Genomic DNA, 26927 nt, shown 5'->3' with positions numbered 1-26927 from the left:
ATTCTGGCTGAAACAACAGCACCTTCAATGACCGGATTGCCAATTATGACCTTTCCGTCGTTTTCAATAAGAAGAACCTTGTTAAACTCAACTTCGGAACCTACTTCACCTTTGAGGCGGTTCACGAACAGTTTTCCGTTCTTCTGCACTTTCATCTGCTGGCCGGCAATATCAACAATAGCGTACATTTCACAAGAATTTGATTTTCAACTTGGGAGTGCAAAAATAGTAAAGTTATTATGAACTGCAAAAAAATTGTTTTTCTCCTGATCAAAAAGCAGGTTCTGGCAGATGATACCGCGCCGGAAAATTCGTTATGCCTGATTTATATTCGGCTGACAGAAATTTATAATTATATTTGTCATCAGCATAGACAATGACGAGGGAATGAAACGGATCCGGTTAAACGTTTTGGGGATTTCATACAGTCAGACGCAATCGGGAGCATATGCTCTGGTGCTTGCTGAAGAAAACGGGGACAGGCGTATTCCGATCATCATAGGCGCCATTGAAGCCCAGTCAATAGCCATTCAGCTGGAAGGGCTCAAGCCGCCACGACCACTTACCCATGACCTGTTTATGAATTTCGCCCTTGCCTACCGGATAAATATCCTGGAAGTGACCATTTACAAGCTGGAAGAAGGGGTATTTTATTCCCACCTGCTTTGCGACGACGGAAAAACAAAAATCACGGTGGATGCCCGCACCTCCGATGCAGTAGCCCTTGCCCTCCGGTTCAATTGTCCTATCTATACAACTGAAGAAGTGATCAACAGGGCCGGCATTAAACTCGACATCAATAAGGAGGCCGGGGAAGAACAGGAAAAAAGTGAAGAGGATTATCTGAACGAACCGCAGGAAAAGCCGACCCCCCAAAGTGAAGAATTTCGCGATATGAACCTGGAAGAGTTGCAGGAAAGTCTTGAAGAAGCCATAAAAAATGAAAATTACGAAAGGGCATCTCTGATTCGGGACGAAATAAACCGTCGCAAAAAGAAATAAAATGACCAGATCAAGGGGCATTTCTATTATTTTTCTCATCATACTCCTACTGTTCAGCCTTCAGCCCCTTCAGGCTGCCAGCCCACTGCCGGCCTTTGTCTCTCCGTCAGGAAACAATGCCTTGACGGTCGGGATCGTTCTCCGCACCGTTACTGCCATCCTGCTCCTGCTTTTCCTGAGCTGGCTCCTGTCGTCCGATAAAAAACAGGTCCGCTGGAAACTGGTAGTATCCGGCCTCGCACTGCAGTTTCTTATTGCCCTGGCTGTTTTGTATCTTCCTCCGGTCCAATGGCTGTTTGAAATCGTCGGGAAAGTTTTTATCAAAATTATTGATTTCTCAGCCGAAGGCAGCCGTTTCGTTTTCGGCAATCTCTCTGACCAGGGGAAATTTGGCGTTATCTTTGCCTTTCAGGTGCTGCCAACGATTATTTTCTTTGCAGCCCTTATGAGCCTGCTGTTCCACCTCGGCATCATCCAGAAAATTGTTCAGTTCCTTGGATGGCTTCTTTCGCGGTCAATGCGCATTTCAGGAGAGGAAGGCCTGGCGGTAGCCGGAAACATTTTTCTGGGGCAAAATGAAGCCCCTTTGCTTATACGGGCTTATCTGGACAATCTGAACAGAGCGGCTCTTTTTCTGGTCATGACCTCAGGAATGGCCACCATTGCCGGCGGCGTAATGGCAGCCTATATTGGGTTTCTCGGCGGCACGGATCCGGTGATGCGGCTGTTCTTTGCCAAACATCTTCTCGCCGCCTCCGTAATGGCTGCCCCGGGAGCCGTAGTGGTTGCACGCATTATGGTTCCGGCTCCTCCCACTGCCACAGGAACAACCAAAGCTTCCAGTGTATGGGAAGCAAATAATCCGCTCGACGCTATTGCCAAAGGCACTCTGGATGGGCTTAAACTTGCCGCCAGCGTTGCGGCCATGCTCATCGTTTTTGTTGCTTTCATTGCCCTCATCAACTTTGTCCTTCTGAAAACAGGCCAGTGGACCGGATTAAACAAGCTGATTACTGCCTCGTCAGGAGGTGTTTTTGAAAATCTTTCCCTTCAGTTTTTGCTCGGTAAAATCTTTCAGCCTGTCATGTGGCTCATGGGAATCAATTCGCATGATGCTTCCCTGGCAGGCAGCCTTCTGGGACAAAAAATCATCATGACGGAATTTATCGGGTATCTCGATCTGATGCGGCTTAAAGAAGCCGGCGCCTTTCTTGAGCAGAAAACCATTGTTATGGCTACTTACTTTCTCTGCGGATTTGCCAACTTTGCCTCCGTAGGCATTCAAATCGGAGGGCTTGGAACCATTGCGCCTTCCCAGCGCATCCCTTTGTCTCAGCTCGGACTGAAGGCCATGATTGCCGGCACTATTACTTCTCTTCTTTCAGCAGCCATGATTGGACTTATCCTATAATCAACAACAAGACACTGCCCTATGGATGACCATCAAAACAGGAACGACGCCGCCACACTTTCGGGCCTTTTTAATGATACCATAAAAAATCATGCCATCCTGTCCGACACCGATTGCGCTGTATGGCTCATTGACCAAAATAACCGGGTTGTGTGTTCCAATACATCATCGCACGAAATTTCCGGCTTATTGTTCAGCAAAGTCATTTCCCCGGGCGACACCCTTCCTCTGTCCTCCTGCCCCGAGCTTCTTCTGCTCCATCACTCCATGCTGAAAGGAAAATCACGGACCACCCGGCTCACCGCCAATGACAAAACATCTGAAATTTTTCTTACGGTATTGCCTCTTTCAGATGACCATAAAATTTCAGGAGCAGTTATCCTTGCGCATCGCAAAAAAACAGTTTCTGACAATGCCGGGAATCTGCCGGTTAACGATATCCTGCTGAATCTGGCAATACAGATGGAAGAACCCATTGCCATTGCAGACCAGCAAAAGTATGTTTTTGTCAATGAATCCTTCAGGGAGTTTTTCGGTATTTCAGGTGACGAAATGAACGAACTGAAAAGTTTGCTGCTTCAGCGGGTTGATGCAAGGGACCTGAACGGACTTGCGTCCTTTCTGGAAAACAAAGAGAGCCAGGAATTCACATGCCGCCTGAAACTCAACAACGAAAAAACCACCTGGGTCTGGGTCAGAAAGATCCTTCTGCCACAATTTGATTCCGAAGTCAGAATCTACATCTTTGCTGACATAACAGCCAGAAAAAAGCTCGAAGAATATATACATGATCAGAAATCGCATCATTCCGCCATACTGGATAACATCCCGCACATGGTTTGGCTGAAAGATGCTGAAGGAAGATATGTTGCGGTTAATAAGGCTTTTGTTGACCACAAGGGCATCCCGGCAAATGAAATCATCGGAAAAACTGATAAAGAACTTTTTCCCGCCAGAGCCTCTTATTTTACACTCACTGACAATGAAACCATTTGCAAGGGAGGACGTCAGAGGTTTGAGAAAAAAAGCCATAAGAATGGCATGGACAAATGGACTGAGGTATATAAAACTCCTGTTTTCGATGAAAATGGCAACTGCCTGGGTGTTACCGGAATAGCCATTGATATTACCGAACAGAAATTGCTTGAGCTACAACTGCGGCAAAAGGAAGAATGGTTCCGCAATTTGTTGCGCTATTCCTCCGATACAATTATTATACTTGATAAGGAAGGAACGGTTATTTACGAAAGCTCTGACGAAAGGAGAATCACAGGATATTCTCTGAATGAGTTGCAGAAAACACCTTTCATAGAATATGTAGTATCTGCCGACAGGGAACTGTTTAAAACAGCGGTAAATACTATTGTTGAAAAACCGGCCAGCCCCATAAGCACCGAATTCAGAATCCTCGGGAAACAAGGAAATACCATTTACGTGGAGGCCATTTTTTCCAATCACCTGTTGAATGATAACATCGGCGGGATAGTGATGAACGTGCGTGATATTACAGAACGAAAGATTGCCGAGGAGAAAGAAAAAAGATACCTTGAACTGCAGTCGCTTTTAAGTGATTCTGCTTTTGAGCTTCTCAGCCTGCCGGATGAAAAAGAAATCTATCAATATACTGTCCGGGTTCTTCATCAGATGATTCCCGGCAGTATCATAACCATTTCGTCGTACTGTGACGAAACCGGTATTCTTACCATTCAAAGTGCCGCAGGATTTGAGCAATATCAGGAAGATTTCAGACGGATGTTCGGTCACGATCCGTTGGGTTTCCAGATTCAATTGAATCCAGGGATTATTGCTTCGATGGAAAGGTATTCCAAACGGCTTCATCATCTTCCCGGAGGCCTTGCCGAAGTGATGTTTAACCTTTTCCCGAAAGAAAAAACGGATGCATTTGAGAAAATCATAGGCGAGAGGATTGTATATGGTATTCCCATTATACATCACGATAAATTTCTTGGCAGTGTTGCCCTTCTGGTACCTTCAAACAATATTACCGAAATCCGGCAGATTGTTGAAACATTTATTCTTCAGGCAGGCATTGCACTGCATCGCCGGCAGGTTGAAATTGAACTGATCAAAGCAAAAGAAAAAGCGGAAGAATCTGACAAGCTCAAATCAGCGTTTCTGGCCAACATGTCGCATGAAATCCGGACTCCCATGAACGGTATTCTGGGCTTCACCCAGTTGCTCTCCATGCCGGGTGTTTCGAAGGAAGAACAGGCAGAGTATATTGCGGCCATCAATTCAAACGGAAAGCTTTTGCTCAGCCTGATAAACGATATTATCGATATTTCGCGCATTGAAGCCGGCCAGCTCACCATCTGTCCCGAACCTGTTGAAATACAGGCACTGGCTAATGAGACCTTCAACGGAATTGTTACAGATGCTGTGAGAAAAGAAAAATCCGGAGTTGTTTTCAGAATGGAAGAGGATTCTGAATGCGCCGACCTGCTGATTCAGACGGATCCTGTGCGACTGAAACAGATCCTGCAAAATCTCCTGTCAAATGCCATCAAATTTACCGATGAAGGGGAAATTGTGCTCGGATACCGGAAAAAGAACAACAACCTGCACTTTTATGTGCGTGATACCGGAATCGGAATCCAGCCTGAGAAACAAAAAGTAATTTTTGAACGGTTTGTACAGGCCGACCCTTCTACTACCCGGCGCTTCGGAGGATCCGGCCTGGGCCTTGCCATATCAAAAGGACTGGCTGACCTGCTGGGAGGCACGTTGACCCTGAAATCCCAACCGGGAGCAGGATCTGTATTTACTCTGATCCTGCCGATTGAAAAAACCAGTATTCTTAAGGAAGAACAAAAAACAGTGCATCCAATGGCTGAAAAATGGAACAACACAACGGTTCTTATTGTCGAAGATGATAAATTCAGCGCCAAATACCTGGACACGGTTTTACGAAAACATGGAATCACGCCACTAACAGTAGCCAGAGCCTCCGAAGGCTTCCAGCTACTCAGAGAACATCCCGAAATCGCCCTGGTGCTGATGGACATTCAGCTACCTGAAATGAACGGTTATGATGCTACCCGCCAGATTAAGGCCGAATTCCCCCACATTCCCGTAATAGCCCAGAGTGCCAATGCTTTCGATGATGACCGGCAGAAATGCCTTGATGCCGGCTGTAATGATTATATTTCCAAACCCATTCAGCAGGAAAAACTGATCAGCCTGTTGAAAAAGTATCTGAATACCAAATAGATATGACCTTAATCGTCAAAGCATTTTTGCTGACCCTGTTCTTCGTATCCCTTTACCTGAGTTTCCGGTATCTGATTTTTTCATTCCGGGTAGTGAGAGGATGGGACAAGGTATCTCCCCATAATGCCTTTTCCCGTTCCGATCTTCCGGAGGTTTCGGTGGTCGTCTGCTTCAGGAACGAAGAAAACCATCTGGGAAAGCTTATTCAAGGCCTCACAGAACAGGAATACCCGCGGCATCTTATGGAAATTCTCCTCCTCGATGACCATTCCACAGACCACTCCCCCGAAATTGCAAGGAAAGCAGCAGAAACCGATTACCGGTTACATTATATTCCTCTGCCTGCTGATAAAGAAGGCAAGCATGCGGCTCTGGCTGAAGCCATAGCGCATGTTTCGTCAGAATTTATAGCAACTACTGATGCCGACTGTCTGGTTCCCGTGGGATGGCTCATATCGATGACGGAATGTATTGTCCGGAACAGGGACTCCCTGGTTCTTGGATCAGTAAAGACAGAAGCGGGGAAAAGTGTTTTGACAAAATTTCAGGCACTGGAATCCTGTGCTTTGCAAACCGTAACCGCCGCTTACGCAAATCAGCATAATCCGGTTATGGCCAACGGTGCCAGTATGCTGTTCCCGCGGTCCCTTTTTTCAGACTATCTGCAGGAAGAGGGCCGTAATATTGCGACAGGCGATGACACATGGCTGGTACATTATGCCAAGAATAAGAAACAGGTACATACAGCCTTCAGCAAAAACCCGAGAGGCATCGTAACAACTTTTCCCCAGGCACGCCTGAGCGATTTTATGAATCAGCGAATCCGCTGGCTTTCCAAAGGGAAGAACTATACGGATAAAACGTCACGCAAAGCGATGAAATTCATTGGTTTTATTAATCTTTCCCTCCTATTTTTTTTTATTGGATCCTTCTTTAATCCGGTATTACGCGGGTCATTCATTAATTTCTTTTTTCTGAAAGCATTGGCTGATTTGCTGATCATAATTCCTTCGGCAAGGTACTTCAAACAAACTGCGCTTCTGTGGTATTATCCACTTTTTGCACTGGTATATCCTTTTTACACGCTGGTTCTGGCAATTATGGCCGGAAGACCCTATTCATGGAAAGGAAGAGTTTACCGATGAAACTCATCAAACAATAAGTGGTAACAAGGCTTATCCAATGAAGCAAAACCGGGTATATGAGCGTTTTGCCGGCAACTGGCAGGGAATGGCAGGATTGGTTTGCATTGTTCTGATCGGACTTATTGCCCTGGCAGGATATCTGATTATTCCCGATGACTCTCCCTATGCCAACGAACAGCATCTCGAACTGGCGGCAATGAAACCGGGATTCAGGGTTACGATGTTGCGGGTGCGCCGTAATGTTAATCTTCCCCATCAAAGCCTGATTGACAAGCTGATAAACGGATCGGAACCCGCATACCGTTCAATTCCGGTTAAACAGATCCGGTTCGACAGGGCGCATGTTGTGGCGGTCCTTTTTGACCAGGGCGAAGACACTGTGGCTCTTACCGAAACCTTTCTTCTTCCTGATATCCTCTATCATATCCGGCCTGATTCGGTTTGCATGGAACAGGGAGACAGCATCAGCTGGATTGCAGGCGACGGCAAACGAATGAAAGCTTCTGTTTCTGAACTGCAGAAAAAGGTAATTTCCGGATCCATAGAGGAAAGAAAGTATCTGCTGGGTACTGACAGGTTTGGCCGTGATCTTCTAAGCCGCATGATTCTTGGTGCCCGCATGTCTTTCTCCGTTGGATTCATTGCCGTTTCTATTTCCCTGTTGCTTGGCCTTCTGCTGGGAAGTATTGCCGGATATTACAGTGGCTGGCCTGACCGGCTGGTGCTCTGGCTTATTCAGGTGGTATGGAGCGTGCCAACCCTTCTGATGGTCATTGCCATAACTTTTGTCCTGGGCAAGGGATTCTGGCAGGTTTTTATAGCTGTCGGCCTCACCATGTGGGTTGAAGTAGCCCGTGTTGTGCGCGGGCAAGTGCTCTCCCTGCGCGAAAAAGAGTATGTTATGGCGGCAAAAGCCATCGGATTGAGCGATTTTGGCATTCTGTTCCGCCAAATCCTTCCTAACCTGGCAGGCCCTGTTATCATTATCAGCGCATCCAATTTTGCATCGGCCATATTGATGGAGGCTGGCCTGAGTTTTCTTGGTCTTGGAGTACAACCACCCGTACCAAGCTGGGGAAGCATGATAAGAGAACATTACGGATATATTCTCATTCATCAGGCTTATCTGGCCATGATTCCCGGCATTGCCATCATGATTCTTGTTCTTTCCTTTACCCTGGCAGGGAATGCATTGCGCGATGCCTTTGATATAAAGACAGTTTAGTCTGCATAACTCCGAAGACCGATAGCCGCTTTCACTGCCTGCCAGCCTGGAAAATTCGGCTTTCGCTGAATTGAAAAGGCAATTATTCCGGAGGATGTTGCAAAACTTCGTTTTAGGACATCCCGGGAAAGAATTGTATATATCAGGGATTGTGAGATTAATTGCCCATTTCAGAAAGGAACTTGATACGCACCAGGCGGATCTCTTCCGGGGTATATTCATCCTCACCAAGTTCCCTCAAAGCATCCTCAACCGACTCCGTTTCGGCTTCACGAAAATAATCATATACCTCCTGGATATGATCCTCGTCCATTACTTCATTGATATAATAGTCGATATTCAGCCTTGTGCCACTGTAGACTATGGATTCTATTTCCCTGAGCAGATCTTCCATTTCGAGGTTTTTCGCGGCGGCTATATCCTCCAGCGACATCTTCCGGTCGATGCTCTGAATAATATAAACTTTCAGCCCCGATTTATTTACCACCGATTTCACCACCATATCCTGGGGGCGGATGATTTCTTTTTCTTCAACGTATTTTTTAATGATATCCACAAACTCCTTCCCGAAGCGCTGGGCTTTACCGGCACCAACCCCTGTAATATTCTGCAGTTCCTCAAGCGATACCGGATATTGTGTAGCCATGTCCTGGAGTGAGGGGTCCTGGAAAATGACAAAAGGAGGAATATTCCTCTGCTTGGCTATTTTTTTGCGCAGGTCCTTCAGAATATTGAACAATTCATTGTCAAGGGTGCTTGTGCGTTCAGCTTCGTCAAGCAGATCAGCCTCTCCCTCGGTCTGGTAGTCATGGTCACGAGTAATCATGAAAGAAGTCGGATTCTCCAGAAATTTCCTCCCCTCATCTGTAATTTTCAGGGTACCATAATTTTCGATATCCTTCTGCAACAGATTACCAATCAGCATCTGCCGGATAACGGCATTCCAGAATTTGGGATCTTCCTCGCTTCCCGCGCCAAAACTTTCGAGTTCATGATGGCGGTACGATTTGATGGCGGCATTCATATTGCCTGAAAGAATATTGGCAATATGTTCTCCCTTGAATTTTTCCTTCACTTCCTGGATGCATTCCAGCACGGTGGTCACATATTCCTGCCCTTCGAACTGTTCTTTCGGATGCAGGCAGTTATCGCAATTGTGGCAGTTATCTTCCGGGTATTCTTCACCGAAATAGTTGAGAAGAAGCTTCCGGCGGCAAACGGAGGATTCCGCATAAGCAACCGTTTCATGCAAAAGCTGTTTTCCGATTTCCTGTTCGGCAACAGGTTTTCCCTGCATGAATTTTTCCAGCTTCAGAATATCCTCGTATTTGTAAAAGGTAATGCAATTCCCTTCGCCTCCGTCACGGCCGGCCCGGCCGGTTTCCTGGTAATACCCCTCCAGGCTCTTCGGTATGTCATAATGAATGACAAAACGCACGTCAGGTTTATCGATTCCCATTCCAAAGGCGATGGTAGCAACAATTACATCCACATCCTCCCTCAGAAAACTATCCTGATTCTGGGTACGCGTGGCCGAATCCATTCCGGCATGGTAAGGAAGTGCCTTGATACCATTAATTTGAAGTGCCTCAGCCATTTCTTCCACTTTTTTCCGGCTAAGGCAATAAACAATAGCCGATTTCCGGGGGTTGTTCTTAAGAATTTTAATAATTTCCCTTGTGGCGTGGACTTTGGGACGTACCTCATAATACAGGTTCGGCCGGTTAAAGGAAGATTTAAACACTGTTGCATCCAGCATACCCAGGTTTTTCTGGATATCATGCTGTACTTTGGGAGTAGCTGTGGCCGTCAGGGCAATCAGCGGTGCCTCTCCGATTTCATTAATAATCGGACGAATCCGGCGGTATTCCGGCCTGAAATCGTGCCCCCATTCCGAAATACAGTGGGCTTCATCAATAGCATAGAATGATACCTTTACCTGACGAAGAAACTGGATGTTCTCTTCCTTGGTCAGTGATTCAGGAGCCACATACAGAAGCCGCGTTTTCCCGTCAAGAATATCCTGCTTTACATCGGCTATTTCCTTCTTTGTAAGAGAGGAATTCAGAAAATGGGCTATGCCATCTTCGTTGCTGAAACTCCGCATGGCATCTACCTGATTTTTCATCAGGGCTATGAGGGGAGAAATCACAATCGCCGTCCCCGGTAAAATCAATGAAGGAAGCTGATAACAGAGCGACTTGCCGCCTCCCGTGGGCATCAGAACAAATGTGTCTTTCCCTGCCAGCACATTACGGATGATCGCTTCCTGATTTCCCTTGAAACTGTCAAATCCAAAATATTTCTTTAAAAGCTCCTGGAGTGAAACTTTCGAATAGTCTGTCATTTTTATTACCTCACAACCTGGTGGTTACTGTTAAACCTGTTAAATGTTTTTATAGAATTTAAATGTTTTAAGAATATTAAAGTTAGTCAAAAAATGTAAAAAAGCGCACGAAATTAACCTAATTTAACAAAACTTTGTACAATTGTATGCACAAACCTGATTATCACATTGATAATCTGAATAGTTATTCATATGGGCATTTGAATTTTCAACTGGAAGGCTGAATTCGCTCTTACATTTCAGTTTGAGTTATGCATCTGCAATGCAGTATACGCCTTACAGCCCTCTTTCCTTTCAATTTTGTTGCGCTAAGCAAAATCCTGACATTCAGACTCATTCGCCGGTATTGGCACATTGCCTTCCGGATGCACAATTCGGGTTAAAGATCACTTTCAGGTTCCCTGACTTCTCGGATACGGACAGTTCTGCATAAATTCAGCCCCGAATGCAGGAAGCAAAAAAAACATACCTTTGTAACTTTGAAAAAATGAAACGGAATGGCAAAGAAGGAAAATCATGAGATGACCTTTCTGGAGCATCTGGAGGAACTCAGATGGCATCTTGTCCGTGCGGTTATGGCAATTGTTCTGATGGCTATTGTTGCCTTTGTCTTCAAAGGGATTCTCTTTGACAAAATTATTCTTGCCCCCAAGGAGCCATGGTTCATTACCAACCGGCTTCTCTGCGAGCTGGGACAGCGGGTGCATATACAGGATCTCTGCATCAATCAGCATAACCTCAGGCTGATAAACACCCGCATGGCCGGGCAGTTTTCGACCCATATCGTTGTTTCTTTTATTGCAGGCATTATTCTGGCATTACCCTATGTGCTTTATCAGTTCTGGAATTTCATTGCTCCGGCCCTGTATCCGAAAGAAAGGAAATATGCTCGCGGTGCCGTGTTTTACACATCGTTCCTTTTTCTCCTCGGGGTTGCCTTTGGGTATTTTATCCTTCTTCCTCTTTCTACCCAGTTCTTTAGTTCCTATATAGTCAGCACACAAGTTGAAAACTTTTTTGACCTGAACAATTACATCGTTTCTTCTGCTACCATTACCCTTGGTTGCGGCATTGTATTCGAATTGCCTGTAATTATTTATTTCCTTACCAAAATTGGCCTGGTTGGTCCCGGCTTTTTGCGAAAGTACCGTAAGCACGCAATTGTGCTGATTCTGATTCTCGCTGCCATCATTACACCTCCTGATATCTTCAGTCAGATTCTGGTTAGCCTGCCGTTAATACTGCTTTATGAAATCAGTATTTTAATTTCGGCACGAATTGTGCGGAAGGAGTCCCGGAAATAAACTTTTTGCCTTTTTGTCGGTTATTCATTATTTGATGGAACAAGATGAACAAGGCAATAACAAGGAAGATTTTAATGAAAATCAAGCAATTCCATCATTATAACCTTGTCTTTTCAGGGATAGCAGCAATATCAATGCATGCATCCGCCCAGCAACTTACAGTTATTTACGGAAAAGTGACGGATGCTTCCTCAGGAGAGCCCTTACCCTATGTGAATGTTGCAGCAAAAAGTCTTCCCGTTGGTACCATCTCACTGGAAGATGGCTCTTACCGCCTTGAGACGAAACATTCTGTTGATAGCATCCTTGTTACGTGTATGGGTTATCAGCCCATTGCATTGGCCGTAACTCCCTTCCGCACGCAGGAAATAAATGTTGCCCTGAAACCGGAGGAAATTCTGCTGGATGAAGTAGTTGTAAAACCGGGCGAAAATCCTGCCCATATCCTTCTCAGGAAGGTAAGGGCAAACCGCAGCAGAAACGATCTGAGCAGGTTCCGTACCTGGTATTACGAGGCGTACCACAAAACCCGCATCGACCTCACCAATCCTGAACTGCTGGCCCGAAGGAAAGCACTGAAAGGCTTTGATTTTATCTTCGACAATATTGACACCCTTCCGGGAAGCGGAAAAACCTATCTTCCTTTACTGCTTTCCGAAACAGTTTCGGACAATTACTACCGGAGCAGGCCAAAAAAAGAGCTCGAGGTGATTAAGGCTTCCCGTATTTCCGGTACCAAAAACGAAAGCGTAAGCCAGTTAACGGGGAAAATGTACCAGAATTATTCCATATACGACAATATCGTCTTTCTTTTTGAAACAGGATGGATAAGCCCTCTGGCTGAATTCGGCCAACGCTATTACCGGTATTATATCACCGATACAGTTTTATTTCACGGGCACACCGCATACCGGATTGATTTTGAACCCCGCAGAAAACAGGAAAGAACCTTCACCGGATCGGTGTGGGTTGCTGATTCATCCTGGGCTGTATGTAAATATGAGATGCAGAGCAGTGAAAAGGCCAACATAAACTATGTTGAGAATATCGCATTGCGCAGGGAATATACCCCGCTCAGCGATTCTCTCTGGTTTCCTGTGCGGGAAGATTTTTACGCCGAATTTACCCTTACTGACAAAATGACCGGATTTATCGGCCAAAAAACCTCCTTCTTCAGAAAAATAGCCGTTGATACTATTCTCCCGGAAAAACTGATGAACGAACCCAGTGATATTACACTGGCCCAGGGAAGCCTTGAACAGGATGAAACATTCTGGCAGGTTAACCGTCCGGAAAAACTAACGGAAAAAGAAGCCGGTATTTATTCAATGGTCGATTCGGTTCAGAAAATACCGCTTTACCGGAGTGTGGCCGGTCTCATCCAGATGTTCTATACCTATTATTATGTAAAAGGGCCTGTTGAAATCGGACCGTATTACCGGTTTTATTCATTCAATCCTCTTGAAGGAAACCGTTTACGTTTCGGGGGACGTACCAGCAATGCATTCAGCACAAAGCTTATGCTCGATGGTTACCTGGCTTACGGAACCCGCGATAAACAGTGGAAATACGGAGGCGGCGCCCTGTATCTTTTCGATAAAAACCCCAGAATCGCTACCGGAATATCGTACAAAAAAGATATTGAACAACTCGGGCAAAGCCAGAATGCTTTTCTGGAAGACAATTTTGTCACATCACTTCTCCGCAGAAAACCCAATGACAAGCTTACACGGACCGAAGAGATCAAACTATGGTTTGAAAGGGAATGGTTTCATGGTTGTTCCAATACCCTCACCGCAACGCACCGCACGTTATACTCAACGGAATATGTTCCTTTTTCTTCGTATTCCGAAGGATTCATGCATCCGGTTCCCAGCATTACAACTTTTGAACTTACACTCAATACACGGTTTGCCTGGAAAGAAAAATACCTGATGGGAGAATTTGAACGAACCAGCCTGGGAACCAATTATCCTGTCGTTAACCTGAACACTACCCTTGGCATTCCGGGAGTTAGCGGAAGCCGCTACGGTTATTTCAGGTGGAATCTGAATATTACCCAAACACTCGAACTCGCACCGTTCGGTTATACCGAATACATGATTGATGCCGGTTCCGTGTATGGCAATGTCCCTTTCCCTTTACTGGAAATTCACAAAGGAAACGAAACCTATGCCTACGATTACATGGCTTTTAACCTGATGAACTATTACGAGTTTGCCAGTAACAGGTATATTGGTATCTTTGCAGATCATCATTTTGACGGGTACTTTTTTAACAGGATTCCTTTGCTGAGGGAAGCCAAACTCAGGGAAGTGGTTACTTTCAGGGCGTTGTGGGGTCAGCTGAACAATCCGGAAAACCAGTCCCTGGTACTTCCTGCCGGTATGGAAAGTGTGGAAAAAGGGTATTACGAAGCCGGGGCAGGCATTGAAAATATTCTGAAGGTGTTCCGGATTGATGCTGTGTGGCGTCTTTCCTACCTGAACCATCCGGGAATACAACCCTTTGGAATCCGGTTTGGATTACAGATTATACTTTGAAAATGACATTACGAACTGACAATCTGGTAAAAAAATACCGCCAGCGCGTGGTGGTAAACCGGGTTTCCGTTGAAGTGAAACAGGGTGAAATTGTGGGACTCCTCGGCCCCAACGGTGCCGGCAAAACCACTACTTTTTACATGATTGTTGGTCTGATAGTACCTAACGAAGGAAAAATATTCCTTGACGATATTGACATCAGTCTGGAGCCCATGTACAAAAGGGCACAGCGGGGAATCGGATACCTTTCACAGGAAGCCTCAGTATTCCGTAAGATGAGTGTGGAAGACAACCTGCGTGCGGTACTGGAAATGTCGAAAATTCCTAAGGATATTCAGGAACAACGCATTGAATCACTGCTTCGCGAATTCGGACTTACCCGCATCAGAAAAAGCCTTGGTATCCAGCTCTCCGGAGGAGAACGCCGCCGGACGGAAATAGCCCGTGCCCTGGCACTCGACCCGAAATTCATTCTCCTCGACGAGCCGTTCGCCGGCGTAGATCCAATAGCCGTGGAAGACATCCAGGGTATTGTATCGCACCTGAAAGACAGAAACATCGGTATCCTTATAACCGACCACAATGTGCACGAAACCCTCTCTATCACCGACCGTGCTTATCTTCTTTTCGAAGGGTCGATCCTGAAATCGGGCACCTCAGAAGAACTGGCCAATGATGAACAGGTGCGAAATGTCTATCTCGGAAAAAACTTTGAACTGAGATAAAAATCCAAAAGAACCGCGAACTTACCTTCCCTGGCAAATGGTATCATTTTATCGTATACGCCACTACCCTGTTGTCAAAGAATGTTGGTACCAGTAAAATGTTCCTGTCCAGTATGAAATCAATATCGGCCGCATTCATTTTTACAGGGGTAGTATCAAGCAGTTTGACCGGTTTACCGTGCGGAGAAGCTTTATAAACATGCCCGGTCCAGTCAGAAAAAATAAAATTCCCCTTCCCGTCGGCAACAAGCCCGTCAATTCCTCCGGTTTCATGAATCCACTCTTCAACTGTCCGGCCATCATCTGCAATGCGCAAAACGGCATTGTTCACGCCGGCGTACACATCTTCCTCCCAGGCCAGAAGTCCGTTGACGCCATCAAGTTTAGAATCTGAAAGCCAGAGGCTTACCTTGCCGTCAACCAAAACATAGATCTTCTTGTCCTGCATATCCGACACGAATACTCTTGCCCCTTCATCACAGGCAATATCATTGAGAAATTTCGACCCGGGCACAGGGTACCTGTTCAGTATCTTTCCCGATTTGACATCCATTTCAACAATTTCATCAATGTCAGAAACATACAGCAAGCTGTCCACCAGCCCCATTCCTTTAGGCGCATTCAAGCCGGTAATCCATTGCAGACTATCAATAGTCCCATCGGACCTCAGCCGCGAAATAAAACCGTTACCATCCTTTTCCGAAGGGTTTCCGTTTACATTGGAAACGTAAATAACATCCCTTTGATAATCATACAGAACCGATTCAGGGGTTTTCAGCACCGCCGGAGTTTCCCAAAGCTTTGTGAGGTCGGGACTAATGTATGCCCTTTGCGAACAGGCACCAGAAATGAAAAGTACGGAGAGGAAAAACATTCCGGAAAATGAAAATCTTTCTTTAGGTTTCATGTATGTAGTGTTTTGGTGTCCAGAAATATAACAATTTTTTCATGAATTTGTTTCCTTTCTGGTATGAAAATTGAAAGTTCCTGAAACCTTCCAATCCTTAGAGGTTTCAGGAATCAGAAAAACAGGATTTCTCCGGGCATTGTACCAAAAAAGAAGGGGCATATGCTTTAGCAACATGCCCCTTTCACCCCCAGCATTATTAACCGACCCCTACTTTTTAACAGGTGCTTTCTGGGTAGCTTCTTTCTTAGGAGCTTCTTTCTTAGGAGCTTCTTTCTTAGCGGGAACACCAGCCTGAGCAGCCTGCTGTTTCAGAAACTTACCATCCTTATCAAATACAAGAGTGTGTTTCATGGCGCCTTTTTCAATCGCCACTTCGTAAGTTACCACTGCATTGGCTTCTACCTTGAAGGCTTCCTTGATGGTGAAACCTACATAATTTTTGGCAGGATACATCTTAAGCGGAGCCGAATTTTATCTTCACAAATCAACCAGGGTTGTTTACGAAAGAAGCATGAAAAAGCCACTGATGGATTTCAAATATCCCCCAACACATTGTTTTGGTGGTTTTATCAAGAACGTCTAAATAAGAAAAAAAAGCAGTAACTTTGCACCCCGGTTTATGCGGATGTGGCGTAATTGGTAGCCGCGCAAGACTTAGGATCTTGTGCCTTCGGGCGTGGGGGTTCGAGTCCCTTCATCCGCACAAATGAAAGGCCCTGCAAAACAGAAATAACATGGCCGGCCGGGCTGAAAAGGAAAACGAAAGGAGCATGATAGGATTAACGTGCAGTTACTCCTTCGCTGGAACAGAACGAAAAGACAGAATATTAACAATTATTTGACAGATGAACATCAGAAAAGAAAACAAAGACGCACTGAATGCCATCGTAACGGTTGAGATTACCAAAGAGGATTATGAACCGAAAGTTCAGGAAGTACTGAAGGATTACCGGAAAAAAGCCCGGATTGACGGATTCCGTCCCGGCCATGTTCCTATGGGCCTCATTAACAGGCTTTATTATACGCCGGTGAAGGTGGAGGAAATCAACAAGCTGGTGAGCAATTCGCTGATAGAATACCTGCGGAATGAAAACCTGCGGATCCTGGGAGATCCCCTCCCGCATAAGGATGAAGAAAAAACAATCGATTTCGAAAAACAGGAGTCATTTGAATTTTCCTTCGACCTTGGATTAAGTCCCGAATTCGACCTGCCCGTTCTTTCAAAAGTCAAAATCCCCTATTATAAGATTACCGTTGAGGAAAAGATGATCGAAGAACGGATTGAAGAACTTAAAAAACATTACGGCCGTTTCAATGATGTTCCCGAAATCGGCGAAAGCTCTATGGTAAGGGGAAACATCGCTGAAGCCGATGAAAACGGGCAGATAATCGAGGGAGGCCACAAAAACGAGGGCACAATCCTTTCAGTTGACCGGATTGATGACCAGGAAATCAGGAACCTGTTCATAGGGAAAAAACAGGGCGATCAGATACTGTTTGACGCCAGCAAAGCTTTTCCAAAAGATTCCGACAGAGCTGGCATGCTGGGAGTTGACCCGAAACAGCTTCCCGGTATTGGAAATACATTTTTGTTCACCGTTACAGAAATCAAACAGTACGATCCTGCTCCGCTTGACCAGCAGTTTTTTGATCAGGTCTTTGGCGAAGGAACGGTTTCCGGCGAAGAAGAATTCCGGCAGAAGGTTAAGGAAGACCTGGAAAAAAGCCTCGAAGGGGAAGCAGAATACCGCTTCACCATGGATGCAAGAGAAACCCTCATCAGTAAGACCCAGATTCCCCTGCCGGAAGATTTCCTGAAACGCTGGATGTTTGAAACAAATGAGGGGAAAATCAGCCGCGAAGAAATCGAGAAGGATTTTGATCACTTCCTGAACGATCTTAAATGGCAACTCATTGTTAACAAAATTGCCAGGGACAACAACTTCACGGTTACGGAAGAAGAAATTAAGGAACAGGCAAAAAATCTTGCAAGAAATCAGTATCTTCGCTATGGGTTAGCCAACGTACCTGATCAGTATGTTGAAAGCCTTGCCAGCGACTTGCTTGCCAGGGAAGAAGAACGTAACCGTATGGAAAGGCAGGTTCTGGAAGAAAGAATTTACGGATGGATTAAGAACAATGCCAAAATAGAAGACAAAGAAATTGATGTAGAAGGATTCAAGAAACTTTTTGAAAAGAAATAATATGCCTACACTAAAAGATGATTTTGAAAAATATGCCGTAAAGCACCGCGGTATCAGCAGTTTAGCGATGCACCAGTATCTGTCGGTTTACAGCAATTACATTTCACCTACCATTATTGAGGAACGGCAGTTGAACATAGCCACCATGGATGTATTTTCCCGTCTGATGATGGACAGGATCATCTTCCTGGGATTGCCCATTGACGATTATGTTTCGAACATTATTGAGGCCCAGCTGCTCTACCTTGATTCGGCGGATCCCACAAAGGACATTCAGATTTATTTCAACACCCCCGGCGGGTCAGTTTATGCCGGTCTGGGGATTTATGACACCATGCAGTGGATCGCAGCCGACGTAGCTACTATTTGCACCGGAATGGCTGCTTCCATGGGCGCTATTCTGCTGGCAGCCGGAACCAAGGGAAAACGTTCAGCCCTGAAGCACAGCCGTATCCTTATTCACCAGCCTATGGGCGGAGCACAGGGACAGGCTTCCGATATTGAAATTGCTGCCAACGAAATCAGAAAAATCAAAAAAGAACTCTACGAAATCCTTGCCCTTCACACAGGAAAGGATGTGGAAAAGGTGGAGAAGGATGCTGACCGCGATTTCTGGATGACAGCTGATGAGGCAAAAGAATACGGTATGATCGACGAAGTGCTGGTTCGGGAAAAAAAGAAAAAATAAAATTCTGACGTATGGACCGGTGTTCATTCTGCGGACGGGAAAAAAAGGATACCCGCCTCCTGATAGCGGGTATCTCGGGGTACATCTGTGACAGCTGCGTGGAGCAGGCCTACGAGATCGTCATGGAGGAATCGCGTACCCGCAATGATTTTGACATCCATAAGCTCAAAATCATGAAACCGGCCGAAATCAAAAACTTTCTCGATCAGTATGTGGTGGGCCAGGATGAGGCCAAGAAATTCCTTTCCGTTGCCGTATACAACCATTACAAACGATTGATGTTCCAACCCCAGAACCCGAAGGATGATGATGTGGAAATTGAAAAATCCAATATCCTTCTGGTGGGGGAAACCGGAACCGGGAAAACGCTTCTGGCCCGTACCATTGCCCGCATGCTGCACGTTCCTTTCACCATCGTTGATGCCACCGTTTTCACCGAAGCCGGTTATGTGGGCGAAGATATTGAAAGCATCCTTACCCGCCTGCTTCAGGTAGCCGATTATAACGTAGAAGCGGCCCAGAAAGGCATCGTTTTTATTGATGAAATTGACAAGATTGCCCGGAAAGGCGACAACCCATCCATTACGCGCGATGTTTCGGGCGAAGGAGTGCAGCAGGGACTTCTTAAACTACTGGAAGGTTCCATTGTAAATGTGCCTCCCCAGGGCGGCCGCAAGCACCCCGAACAGAAAATGATTCAGGTTGATACCCGGAATATCCTCTTCATCTGCGGAGGAGCATTTGAAGGCATCGAACGGAAAATCGCCCAGCGCCTTAATACCCAGGTGGTAGGATTTAATGCCGCTATGGAAACAGAAAGAGTTGAACGGGATAATCTTCTCCAGTACATCGCACCCCAGGATCTTCGTGCCTATGGTCTGATCCCCGAACTGATCGGCCGCCTTCCTGTGCTCACCTACCTCCATCCGCTCGACAGGGCCACCTTGCGCAAAATCCTTACGGAACCCAAAAATGCCATTATCAAACAGTATCAGAAACTCTTCAAAATCGACAAAATTGACCTTTCCTTTGATGAGGAAGTACTCGATTTCATTGTAGATAAAGCTGTTGAATTCCGCCTGGGAGCGCGGGGACTCCGCTCGATCGTCGAAGCCATCATGATCGATTTCATGTTCGACTATCCCTCCAGAGACCAGAAGGAACTCACTGTTACGCTCGATTACGCGCGTGCCAAGCTCAATAAGGCCAACTTGAAGCGGCTGAGAGCAGCCTGATCCCTATTCCTGTCCCCAGCCTGGGTTGGGACTCTTTCCCAGTACGATCTCCATCTTTCCTCCCTGCATTATCGTTGCATGCTCAATAAAGCATTTGTTGTAGGGTTTTCCGTTCAGAGCAACCGACTGGATGTAGATATTTTCAGGGGACTGATTCATTACACTGATCGTAAACTTTTTCCCTCCGGGCAAGGGAATTTCGGCTCTTTCAACCAGGGGAGAACCCAGCATGTATACCCCTCCGCACGGATTGACAGGATAAAAACCAATGGCGCTCAGTATATACCAGGCCGACATTTGTCCGCAATCCTCGTTCCCTGATAAACCATCCGGCCTGTCAGTATACATGGTTTTCAGGATATGACGAACCCTTTCCTGCGTTTTCCATGGTTTTCCGGCATAGTTGTACAAATAAGCCACATGATGGCTGGGTTCATTACCATGGGCATACTGGCCGATCAGGCCTGTAACATCAGGAAAATGAATATCTTCCGCTTTCAGCACATCAAACAGGGTATCGAGCCGCTCGGAAAAACGTTCCTTCCCTCCCATAAATTCCATCAGTCCGGTAATATCGTGCGGAACAAACCATGAATATTGCCAGGCATTCCCTTCGGTGTAGCCGTTGCCATGCTGAGCCACTTCTGGACGGAAAGGCACTGCCCAGCTTCCGTCTGCATTGCGGGGCCGCATGAGCCGGGTAGTCGGATCAGCCAGAAGTTTGTATGCTTCAGCACGTTTCGTAAAAATGGCATAGTCTTCTTCCTTCCCCAGCCCTTTGGCCATTTGTGCTATACACCAATCGTCATAGGCCCACTCAAGTGTTTTCGAAACTGACTCATCGAAATCTTCCTTGCTTTGCCGGTCTGGATTTCCGTCAGCGGGAAGGTAACCGTGCTGTATGTAAAGATCCAGTCCTTCCAGATTCCTTCTGGGTCCTTCTCCCATGGCAACCTGACGTATGGCTTTATAAACCTCTTCCTGCAGGGAAGTATCAATCAGCCCTTTCTTCCATGCATCCACAAGCACCGGTACCGAATGATAAGCAATCATGCACCATGTCTCATTTCCCCATAACGACCATTTTGGAAGCACGCCGAAGTCATGGTAATGGGCCATCATAGCTTTTACAAAAGCCCGCACCTTATCGGGCGCAATAATGGTCATCAGAGGATGCCAGCCCCGGAATGTATCCCATAACGAGAAGGTATAGTACATCTCGTTTTTGTCGTCTTTCTTTATTTCATCGCTTGCCGTACGGTATTCACCTGTAACATCGCTGTAAACGTTAGGCTGAATAAATGCATGATACAGGGCTGTGTAAAATGTACGCAAAACCGATGTGTCGGATGAAGTTATACGGATGCTCCCCAGGGCTTCTTCCCAGGCAATTTCTGCTGCCCTGCGAATTCCGTCAAAGTCCCAGCCGGGATTTTCTGTAACAAGGTTGTTCCCCGCCCCTTCAGTACTGACTGATGAGATTCCGGTCTTTATCAGCAATGGCTTGTTCCCTTCAGGACGGAAAGTGACCAGGATCTTAAGTGCCGGCTGGTTTGAATCGGAAATGGCTTCGCCGGAAAAAGGGCTGAGAGTTCCATCCGGCCCGACAAGCCATATATCCGCCAAAGGAAGGGAAGACTGCATCCGGAAAAACACTTTCTGATTGTTTGCCCAGCCGGCAGAAAATCTGTACCCCGAAAGGACATCGCTTCCTTCCTTTTTGACTGCCGAGCCTTTTACCCTGTCCCAGCTGACCAGTGACCCCAGGTCAAGAATAACGGCCGGAACCATACCCTGTGTAAATGTATAGCGGTGCATTCCGGTTCGTTTTGTTGCCGTCAGTTCAGCATGGATTCCGTTTTTCAGCATCACCGAATAGTATCCGGGCACCGCTTTCTCATCGGCATGGGTAAACAAGGCATATTGCCTGTTGGCCGGCAGTGCCGTGAATGTTCCTTTTTCCGCTTGCGGTATATCTACTGGCAGAATCCTGATGTCCATAAGATCCGGAACACCGGTACCACTGATATGGGTATGGCTGAAGCCGGCAATTGTGTCCCAGGAATAATGGTATCCGGAACACCAGTCCCAGCCTTCATGATTGTTATCGGGACTAAGCTGAACCATGCCAAAAGGAAGAGCTGCCCCGGGAAATGTGTGCCCATGGCCCCCGGTTCCGATAAATGGATCAACAAAGTTTATAAGCTTCCCATTTTCCTCTGTTTTCTGGCATGATGAAGCAAATACCATAGCAAGAACTGTAAATGCAGTTATTCCTGAAAACCTCATAGTATATTGTTTTTGTTGTGAAATATCGCAATGAGATTTCAAAAATAAAGGAAATTCAGAATCAATGGATATTCAATTCACTGATTCATGAAAATTTCCCTGATTTTTTGAATAACTGAAGCTTAAAGATTAACCGTTCAACAGTTTAAACAACAGTGCAAAGCGCTTCAGGTTATAAAAACAAGAAAGTTCGTATCTGAACGGGTATTCTTTCAGACAGCAAAAACAGCTTCTTTGCTTAATTCCGCAAGCGAGTATTCTGACCTCAGCCGGTTGATGGTTTCATGTACCGTAAGAATTTCTGTTGCCTTCCATGCTTTGGAACCGGCAAAGGAAAATCCTTCGTCAAAATTGCCCCGGGCGGCATTAAACAATGCTTCGGCAATGCAGTAGGGCACTTTTTTGAAATCACAGGTTTTCAAACATTTCCAGGAACATTTAACCGGTTTTCTTTCGCCGGCCTGGACAGCCCGCACAAAATCATTGATTATCACCCTGCCGGGTAAACCAACCGGACTGTTAATTATGACGATGTCGTCAGGTGTGCTGTTAATGTAATTCTGTTTGAAGGATTCGGCTACATCACATTCTACCGTGGTAACAAAGCGGGTTCCTATTTTTACTGCGCTTGCTCCGGCCTCCAAAATTTCGTACATATCTCTTCCGTCATAAATTCCCCCACCTGCAATAACGGGAATTTCCATTCCGTACTTCTGTTCATAAGGAAGCAGTTCCGGCAGGGTTTCCTTTACCAGCGAAGCCAGATCTTTTTGCGGCTGGTCGAGTTCCTGCCGTGAAAAGCCCAGATGCCCCCCGGCCATAGGCCCTTCCACAACAACGGCATCCGGCACCCGGTTGTACCTTTCTGACCAGGAATGAAAAATGATTCTGGCAGCCCTCCCTGAAGATACCTTGGGAATAAATTTGGTTCTGCGGGTTTCGAGCACAGAACCGTCAATATTGGAAGGCAGTTTCAGCAGTAAGCCGGCTCCTGTAATCACAACGTCTATCTCTTCTTCCAGAGCTACTTTCAGCAAATCGTCATAATCGGTGACGGCATACATTATATTAACCCCCAGAACTCCGTTTGTTTTTGCCCGGGCTTTCCTGATTTCCTTTCGCAAGGCGGTTTTGTTTGCTTCCTTGAAGTTTTTCCGGTAATCGGGCTCGGTCATGCCGATACCCACTGCCGATATGACTCCAATGCCTCCTTCGCTGGCAACAGCTGAAGCCAGCCCTGATAACGATACACCTACGCCCATTCCTCCCTGAACGATCGGCAGAGGAACATGAAGGTTCCCAATATTCAATGATTTCATAATACTCTTCTCCATAAATTAAAATTCAGCAGTAAAAGTAGTCCTTACCTGCTCTGAGTTGCCAAAACAGGGAAGAACGATAGTTTTTAGGGATGAAAAGGGCTATAGCAGGGACGAAAAAAACCGCGGTTTCATGTCAAAAAAGGACAAAAAATCCCATAAAACTCTGACAAATAGAAGAATAAATATCTCAACCACCACACCGGCCTGCGGAAGCAGGTGAACAGGCTAAATCAGCTTTTTAAATTCTTCGATATAATTCTGGGATACCGGAACCGGAAAATCGATCTGGTCAAAAAACAAGGTATATCCCTGCGAATCTCCGCGCACCTCCTTTATGTGGTTGATATTGATAATATAGGAACGGTGGCATTTGAATATGAAATCGAAATCACGCAGAGTTTCTTCGGCCTTTTTCAGGGAACTTCTCACCATTTGCTTTTTAACATTGCCGTTGCTCCGGTAGTACACTTCAATGTAATTGTCGGCCGACCTGATAAGGACCAGGGCATCTGCAGTGATGGAAATGCTGTCAGTCTTATATTCTGATTCCAGATGGATCAGTGTTTCCTTCAGATTTCTTGACTTCATCAACCGCTCGTTCATTTGCAGAGCGCTTTTAAGGTGCGTCCGCAAAAGACGTTCCTGGTTGATGACTATCAATACTGCTACTGGCAGGCAGGCAATAAGAAGAATCTTCCCGACATCGGAAAAATGAAGATTCATGATCTCAAACAATCGTGTATAAATCAGAAAATCAGCAAACGAAACATTGAGCAGCAGCCATATATCCCACAGAATTTCCTTTCCCACATTCCATTTCTCGCTCCGGAAAAGCCGTGGAAACAAACTTGGCAGTACCAGCAGGTTTATGGCAAGGGTAACAAAAGTGGAAAGAAAAAAACCTGCAATAAGAAATACCAGTTTCCTGGGATGAGAGTAAATTTCAATGGGCTGAAATACAAGAATAAAAGCAAGAACGCCCACACTGATAAAGAAAATGACCTTGGCATTATGTTTCAGGTCTTCATTGAAAGGGTACGATTTTTTTAAAAAGCGAAGCATGAGAATACCTTATATTAACCTTATGAGGCGTTTTCGCCGGTGAACCATGTTGAGCAGCATTGAAAAAACATGTGAAATTAAAAAATATTGCCCTGCATTTTTTTATTCCGTAAAAAATTCTTTTTTTTGCACTACATGTAGTATTAAAAAATGATGACAAATAGAACATGGTGGTGGTGGATCAGTGACTCCCGGTTTCCGTGAGGCTGGTAAGCCATTCCTGTTCGTAAACGATATAAGGCCTGCCGAATCACGGCGGGCCTTTTTTGTTGTAAAAACCTGTAAAATCAATGCGTGTGAAACGGTTTTATTTCAATGTGGTACAAAAGAAGATCCTGGCCGACACCATCACCCCGGTCGGATTGTACCTTAAACTACGGGACATTTACCCCGGAGCGGTCCTGCTCGAAAGTTCCGATTTTCATGGCAGCAAAGGAAGCTATTCGTTCATCTGCCTAAAGCCTCTTTCAACCTTCGAAGCAAAAAACGGAAAGGTTCAGATTGGCTATCCCGACGGATCCTCAGAGACTCTGCCAATTTCAGGCGGACAACTTCCCGAACTTCTGGAAAGTTTCCGGCTCTTGTTTCAGCCAAACACCCATGAAACGCCGGCAAACGGATTGTTCGGCTATCTGGCCTATGATGCCGTAAGGTATGCGGAGACCATTTCCTTTCCTGATACCGGTGACGCCCCCGATGCGATCCCTGAGGTCTCTTACAGTTTCTATAAATACATCATTGCCATCAATCATTTTCAGAATGCCCTGTACCTGATTGAGAACCTGTTTGACGGGGAGGAAAGCCAGCTTCCTGTGCTGGAATCGTTGCTTCAGAGCAGAAACTTCGCCACATACCCTTTCCGGCCCGACAAAAAAGAGACATCGAACCTCACCGACAGTCAGTATATGGAACTGGTGACAAAGGGCAAGGAACATTGCTTCCGCGGCGACGTATTTCAGATTGTTCTTTCGCGGCAATTTTCCCAATCGTATTTTGGTGACGATTTCAATGTTTATCGGGCACTTCGTTCCATTAATCCTTCTCCTTACCTGTACTATTTCGATTTCGGCAATTACCGTATTTTCGGATCTTCACCCGAGGCGCAGCTTGAAATAAGAAACAACACAGCCTATATCCATCCCATTGCCGGAACATTCAGGCGCACCGGCGACGATGAAGCCGACAAAGAACTGGCCCGCCGGCTTAGCAACGACCCAAAAGAAAATGCCGAACACATTATGCTGGTGGATCTGGCCCGCAATGATCTGAGCCGCAATGCCACCGACGTTAAAGTTGAAACCTATCGCGAAATTCAGTTTTATTCCCACGTCATTCATATGGTTTCAAAAGTCTCCGGTAAAATACTACCCGAGACCAACCGGGTAAAAGTACTTACCGACTCCTTTCCTGCCGGCACCCTTTCAGGAGCACCAAAATATAAAGCCATGGAACTGATCCGGAAATACGAACAGAAAAACAGGGGATACTACGGCGGTTGTATAGGATATTTCGGTTTTAACGGCGATGTAACCCATGCCATCATGATCCGTTCCTTCCTGAGTAAAGCCAACAGGCTTTTTTATCAGGCAGGGGCCGGAATCGTGGCTGCCTCGGTAGAACAAAAAGAACTTCAGGAAGTAAACAACAAACTGGCAGCGCTTAAAAGTGCTGTGCTTATGGCAGGCGAGATCGGATTATGAACAAAAAAGTTTTGGACATGAAACGTATAATGATTCTTGACAATTACGACTCCTTTACCTACAATCTGGTGCATGCTGTCCAGAAAATTACCGGGCAGAAGGTTGACGTATATCGCAACGACGCAATATCGCTGGAAAAAGTTGATGCATACGACAAGATTCTTCTCTCTCCCGGTCCGGGCATCCCCGATGAGGCAGGTATCATGAAGCTTCTCATAAAAGAATACGCACCGACAAAAAGCATCCTTGGCGTCTGCCTTGGTTTACAAGCCATAGCCGAAGTATTCGGCAGCAGACTCCAGAACCTTTCCAGAGTATTCCATGGTGTGGCAACCAGCATCCACGTGGTAAAAAGGGAAGACCCGCTCTTTAAGGATCTCCCGGAACTTTTTCAGGCAGGACGTTACCATTCATGGATTGTTAGCCGGGAAAACCTGCCGGAGTGCCTCGAAATTACAGCTATCGACGATCAGAACGAAATCATGGCTCTCTCCCACCATGAATATGACGTACGCGGTGTTCAGTTTCATCCGGAGTCAGTGCTCACCCCCCTGGGTGAGAAAATCATACAAAACTGGCTGAGT

The 26927-nt window shown here is 45.9% G+C and carries 20 protein-coding genes and 1 tRNA gene; 14 read left to right on the top strand and 7 right to left on the bottom strand.

The genetic code is table 11. The features are described from left to right. The coding region (rplU, locus tag GX419_03140) for a 50S ribosomal protein L21 (GenBank protein ID NLI23689.1) at window positions 1–188 on the bottom strand (188 nt) is incomplete at its 3' end. Between the two features lie 199 nt (window positions 189–387). Between rplU and GX419_03135 the strand changes: the two genes are divergently transcribed. Genes GX419_03135 through GX419_03115 form a run of 5 tightly spaced genes read left to right on the top strand, consistent with a single transcriptional unit; the run spans window position 388 to window position 8014 of the window. Next, window positions 388–1002, top strand: coding sequence for a bifunctional nuclease family protein (locus GX419_03135; protein NLI23688.1), 615 nt, complete (start codon window positions 388–390; stop codon window positions 1000–1002). 1 nt (window position 1003) lies between these two features. After that, the gene (locus GX419_03130; GenBank protein NLI23687.1) at window positions 1004–2413 is read left to right on the top strand and encodes a Na+ dependent nucleoside transporter; all 1410 of its coding nucleotides are present in this window, start codon (window positions 1004–1006) and stop codon (window positions 2411–2413) included. A 21-nt stretch (window positions 2414–2434) separates the two neighbouring features. Further along, window positions 2435–5644: a PAS domain S-box protein gene (locus GX419_03125; GenBank protein ID NLI23686.1), complete on the top strand. Its 3210-nt coding sequence runs from the start codon at window positions 2435–2437 to the stop codon at window positions 5642–5644. Window positions 5645–5646: 2 nt separating this feature from the next. Next, the gene (locus tag GX419_03120) at window positions 5647–6789 is read left to right on the top strand and encodes a glycosyltransferase (protein NLI23685.1); all 1143 of its coding nucleotides are present in this window, start codon (window positions 5647–5649) and stop codon (window positions 6787–6789) included. Between the two features lie 37 nt (window positions 6790–6826). Beyond that, window positions 6827–8014, top strand: a complete 1188-nt coding sequence (locus tag GX419_03115) for an ABC transporter permease (protein ID NLI23684.1) — start codon at window positions 6827–6829, stop codon at window positions 8012–8014. A 157-nt stretch (window positions 8015–8171) separates the two neighbouring features. Here the strand turns inward: GX419_03115 and recQ are convergent, their stop codons facing one another. Then, window positions 8172–10361 carry a DNA helicase RecQ gene (recQ, locus tag GX419_03110; GenBank protein NLI23683.1) on the bottom strand — a complete coding sequence of 730 codons (2190 nt, stop codon included), beginning with the start codon at window positions 10359–10361 and terminating at the stop codon, window positions 8172–8174. Between the two features lie 521 nt (window positions 10362–10882). On the opposite strand from recQ, the gene tatC reads away from it, so the two are divergent. The 3 genes from tatC to lptB all read left to right on the top strand — a co-directional run bounded on the left by tatC (window position 10883) and on the right by lptB (window position 14933). Beyond that, a complete protein-coding gene (gene tatC, locus GX419_03105; protein ID NLI23682.1) occupies window positions 10883–11665 on the top strand; it encodes a twin-arginine translocase subunit TatC in 783 nt (260 codons plus the stop codon). Window positions 11666–11739: 74 nt separating this feature from the next. After that, window positions 11740–14208, top strand: coding sequence for a carboxypeptidase-like regulatory domain-containing protein (locus GX419_03100; protein NLI23681.1), 2469 nt, complete (start codon window positions 11740–11742; stop codon window positions 14206–14208). A gap of 2 nt (window positions 14209–14210) precedes the next feature. Continuing rightward, window positions 14211–14933: an LPS export ABC transporter ATP-binding protein gene (gene lptB, locus GX419_03095; GenBank protein NLI23680.1), complete on the top strand. Its 723-nt coding sequence runs from the start codon at window positions 14211–14213 to the stop codon at window positions 14931–14933. A gap of 43 nt (window positions 14934–14976) precedes the next feature. On the opposite strand, the gene GX419_03090 is transcribed toward lptB, so the two are convergent. Both GX419_03090 and GX419_03085 read right to left on the bottom strand, forming a co-directional pair. Continuing rightward, window positions 14977–15840, bottom strand: a complete 864-nt coding sequence (locus tag GX419_03090) for a gluconolaconase (GenBank protein ID NLI23679.1) — start codon at window positions 15838–15840, stop codon at window positions 14977–14979. A gap of 210 nt (window positions 15841–16050) precedes the next feature. Further along, entirely contained in the window at window positions 16051–16296 is a 246-nt protein-coding gene (locus tag GX419_03085; GenBank protein NLI23678.1) for a hypothetical protein, read from the bottom strand. Window positions 16297–16464: 168 nt separating this feature from the next. On the opposite strand from GX419_03085, the gene GX419_03080 reads away from it, so the two are divergent. From GX419_03080 to clpX, 4 genes are all read left to right on the top strand, one after another. Then, a tRNA-Leu gene (locus tag GX419_03080) sits at window positions 16465–16546 on the top strand. 142 nt (window positions 16547–16688) lie between these two features. Beyond that, complete coding sequence (gene tig, locus GX419_03075) at window positions 16689–18047, top strand: trigger factor (GenBank protein ID NLI23677.1); 1359 nt, start codon at window positions 16689–16691, stop codon at window positions 18045–18047. 1 nt (window position 18048) lies between these two features. Further along, a complete protein-coding gene (clpP, locus tag GX419_03070; GenBank protein NLI23676.1) occupies window positions 18049–18735 on the top strand; it encodes an ATP-dependent Clp endopeptidase proteolytic subunit ClpP in 687 nt (228 codons plus the stop codon). An 11-nt stretch (window positions 18736–18746) separates the two neighbouring features. Further along, complete coding sequence (gene clpX, locus GX419_03065) at window positions 18747–19970, top strand: ATP-dependent Clp protease ATP-binding subunit ClpX (GenBank protein ID NLI23675.1); 1224 nt, start codon at window positions 18747–18749, stop codon at window positions 19968–19970. Window positions 19971–19973: 3 nt separating this feature from the next. Here the strand turns inward: clpX and GX419_03060 are convergent, their stop codons facing one another. The 3 genes from GX419_03060 to GX419_03050 form a co-directional block, all read right to left on the bottom strand. Then, window positions 19974–22259, bottom strand: a complete 2286-nt coding sequence (locus GX419_03060; GenBank protein NLI23674.1) for a glycoside hydrolase family 92 protein — start codon at window positions 22257–22259, stop codon at window positions 19974–19976. Window positions 22260–22471: 212 nt separating this feature from the next. Further along, entirely contained in the window at window positions 22472–23578 is a 1107-nt protein-coding gene (locus GX419_03055; GenBank protein NLI23673.1) for a nitronate monooxygenase, read from the bottom strand. A gap of 228 nt (window positions 23579–23806) precedes the next feature. Beyond that, complete coding sequence (locus tag GX419_03050; protein ID NLI23672.1) at window positions 23807–24643, bottom strand: LytTR family transcriptional regulator; 837 nt, start codon at window positions 24641–24643, stop codon at window positions 23807–23809. 290 nt (window positions 24644–24933) lie between these two features. Between GX419_03050 and GX419_03045 the strand changes: the two genes are divergently transcribed. Then, entirely contained in the window at window positions 24934–26343 is a 1410-nt protein-coding gene (locus GX419_03045) for an anthranilate synthase component I family protein (GenBank protein ID NLI23671.1), read from the top strand. Window positions 26344–26360: 17 nt separating this feature from the next. Beyond that, on the top strand, window positions 26361–26927 hold a 567-nt coding region (locus tag GX419_03040), incomplete at its 3' end, for an aminodeoxychorismate/anthranilate synthase component II (protein NLI23670.1).

It is taken from the genome of Bacteroidales bacterium, assembly GCA_012517825.1.
Lineage (GTDB): Bacteria > Bacteroidota > Bacteroidia > Bacteroidales > JAAYUG01 > JAAYUG01.
The sequence above is the reverse complement of the archived record's forward strand: the minus strand, read 5'-3'. Positions and strand labels throughout refer to the sequence as shown.

Coding starts and splice junctions, on each gene's coding strand:
- GX419_03135 (NLI23688.1), top strand. CDS start 388: ATGAAACGGATCCGGTTAAACGTTTTGGGGATTTCATACAGTCAGACG.
- GX419_03130 (NLI23687.1), top strand. CDS start 1,004: ATGACCAGATCAAGGGGCATTTCTATTATTTTTCTCATCATACTCCTA.
- GX419_03125 (NLI23686.1), top strand. CDS start 2,435: ATGGATGACCATCAAAACAGGAACGACGCCGCCACACTTTCGGGCCTT.
- GX419_03120 (NLI23685.1), top strand. CDS start 5,647: ATGACCTTAATCGTCAAAGCATTTTTGCTGACCCTGTTCTTCGTATCC.
- GX419_03115 (NLI23684.1), top strand. CDS start 6,827: ATGAAGCAAAACCGGGTATATGAGCGTTTTGCCGGCAACTGGCAGGGA.
- recQ (NLI23683.1), bottom strand. CDS start 10,361: ATGACAGACTATTCGAAAGTTTCACTCCAGGAGCTTTTAAAGAAATAT.
- tatC (NLI23682.1), top strand. CDS start 10,883: ATGACCTTTCTGGAGCATCTGGAGGAACTCAGATGGCATCTTGTCCGT.
- GX419_03100 (NLI23681.1), top strand. CDS start 11,740: ATGAAAATCAAGCAATTCCATCATTATAACCTTGTCTTTTCAGGGATA.
- lptB (NLI23680.1), top strand. CDS start 14,211: ATGACATTACGAACTGACAATCTGGTAAAAAAATACCGCCAGCGCGTG.
- GX419_03090 (NLI23679.1), bottom strand. CDS start 15,840: ATGAAACCTAAAGAAAGATTTTCATTTTCCGGAATGTTTTTCCTCTCC.
- GX419_03085 (NLI23678.1), bottom strand. CDS start 16,296: ATGTATCCTGCCAAAAATTATGTAGGTTTCACCATCAAGGAAGCCTTC.
- tig (NLI23677.1), top strand. CDS start 16,689: ATGAACATCAGAAAAGAAAACAAAGACGCACTGAATGCCATCGTAACG.
- clpP (NLI23676.1), top strand. CDS start 18,049: ATGCCTACACTAAAAGATGATTTTGAAAAATATGCCGTAAAGCACCGC.
- clpX (NLI23675.1), top strand. CDS start 18,747: ATGGACCGGTGTTCATTCTGCGGACGGGAAAAAAAGGATACCCGCCTC.
- GX419_03060 (NLI23674.1), bottom strand. CDS start 22,259: ATGAGGTTTTCAGGAATAACTGCATTTACAGTTCTTGCTATGGTATTT.
- GX419_03055 (NLI23673.1), bottom strand. CDS start 23,578: ATGAAATCATTGAATATTGGGAACCTTCATGTTCCTCTGCCGATCGTT.
- GX419_03050 (NLI23672.1), bottom strand. CDS start 24,643: ATGCTTCGCTTTTTAAAAAAATCGTACCCTTTCAATGAAGACCTGAAA.
- GX419_03045 (NLI23671.1), top strand. CDS start 24,934: ATGCGTGTGAAACGGTTTTATTTCAATGTGGTACAAAAGAAGATCCTG.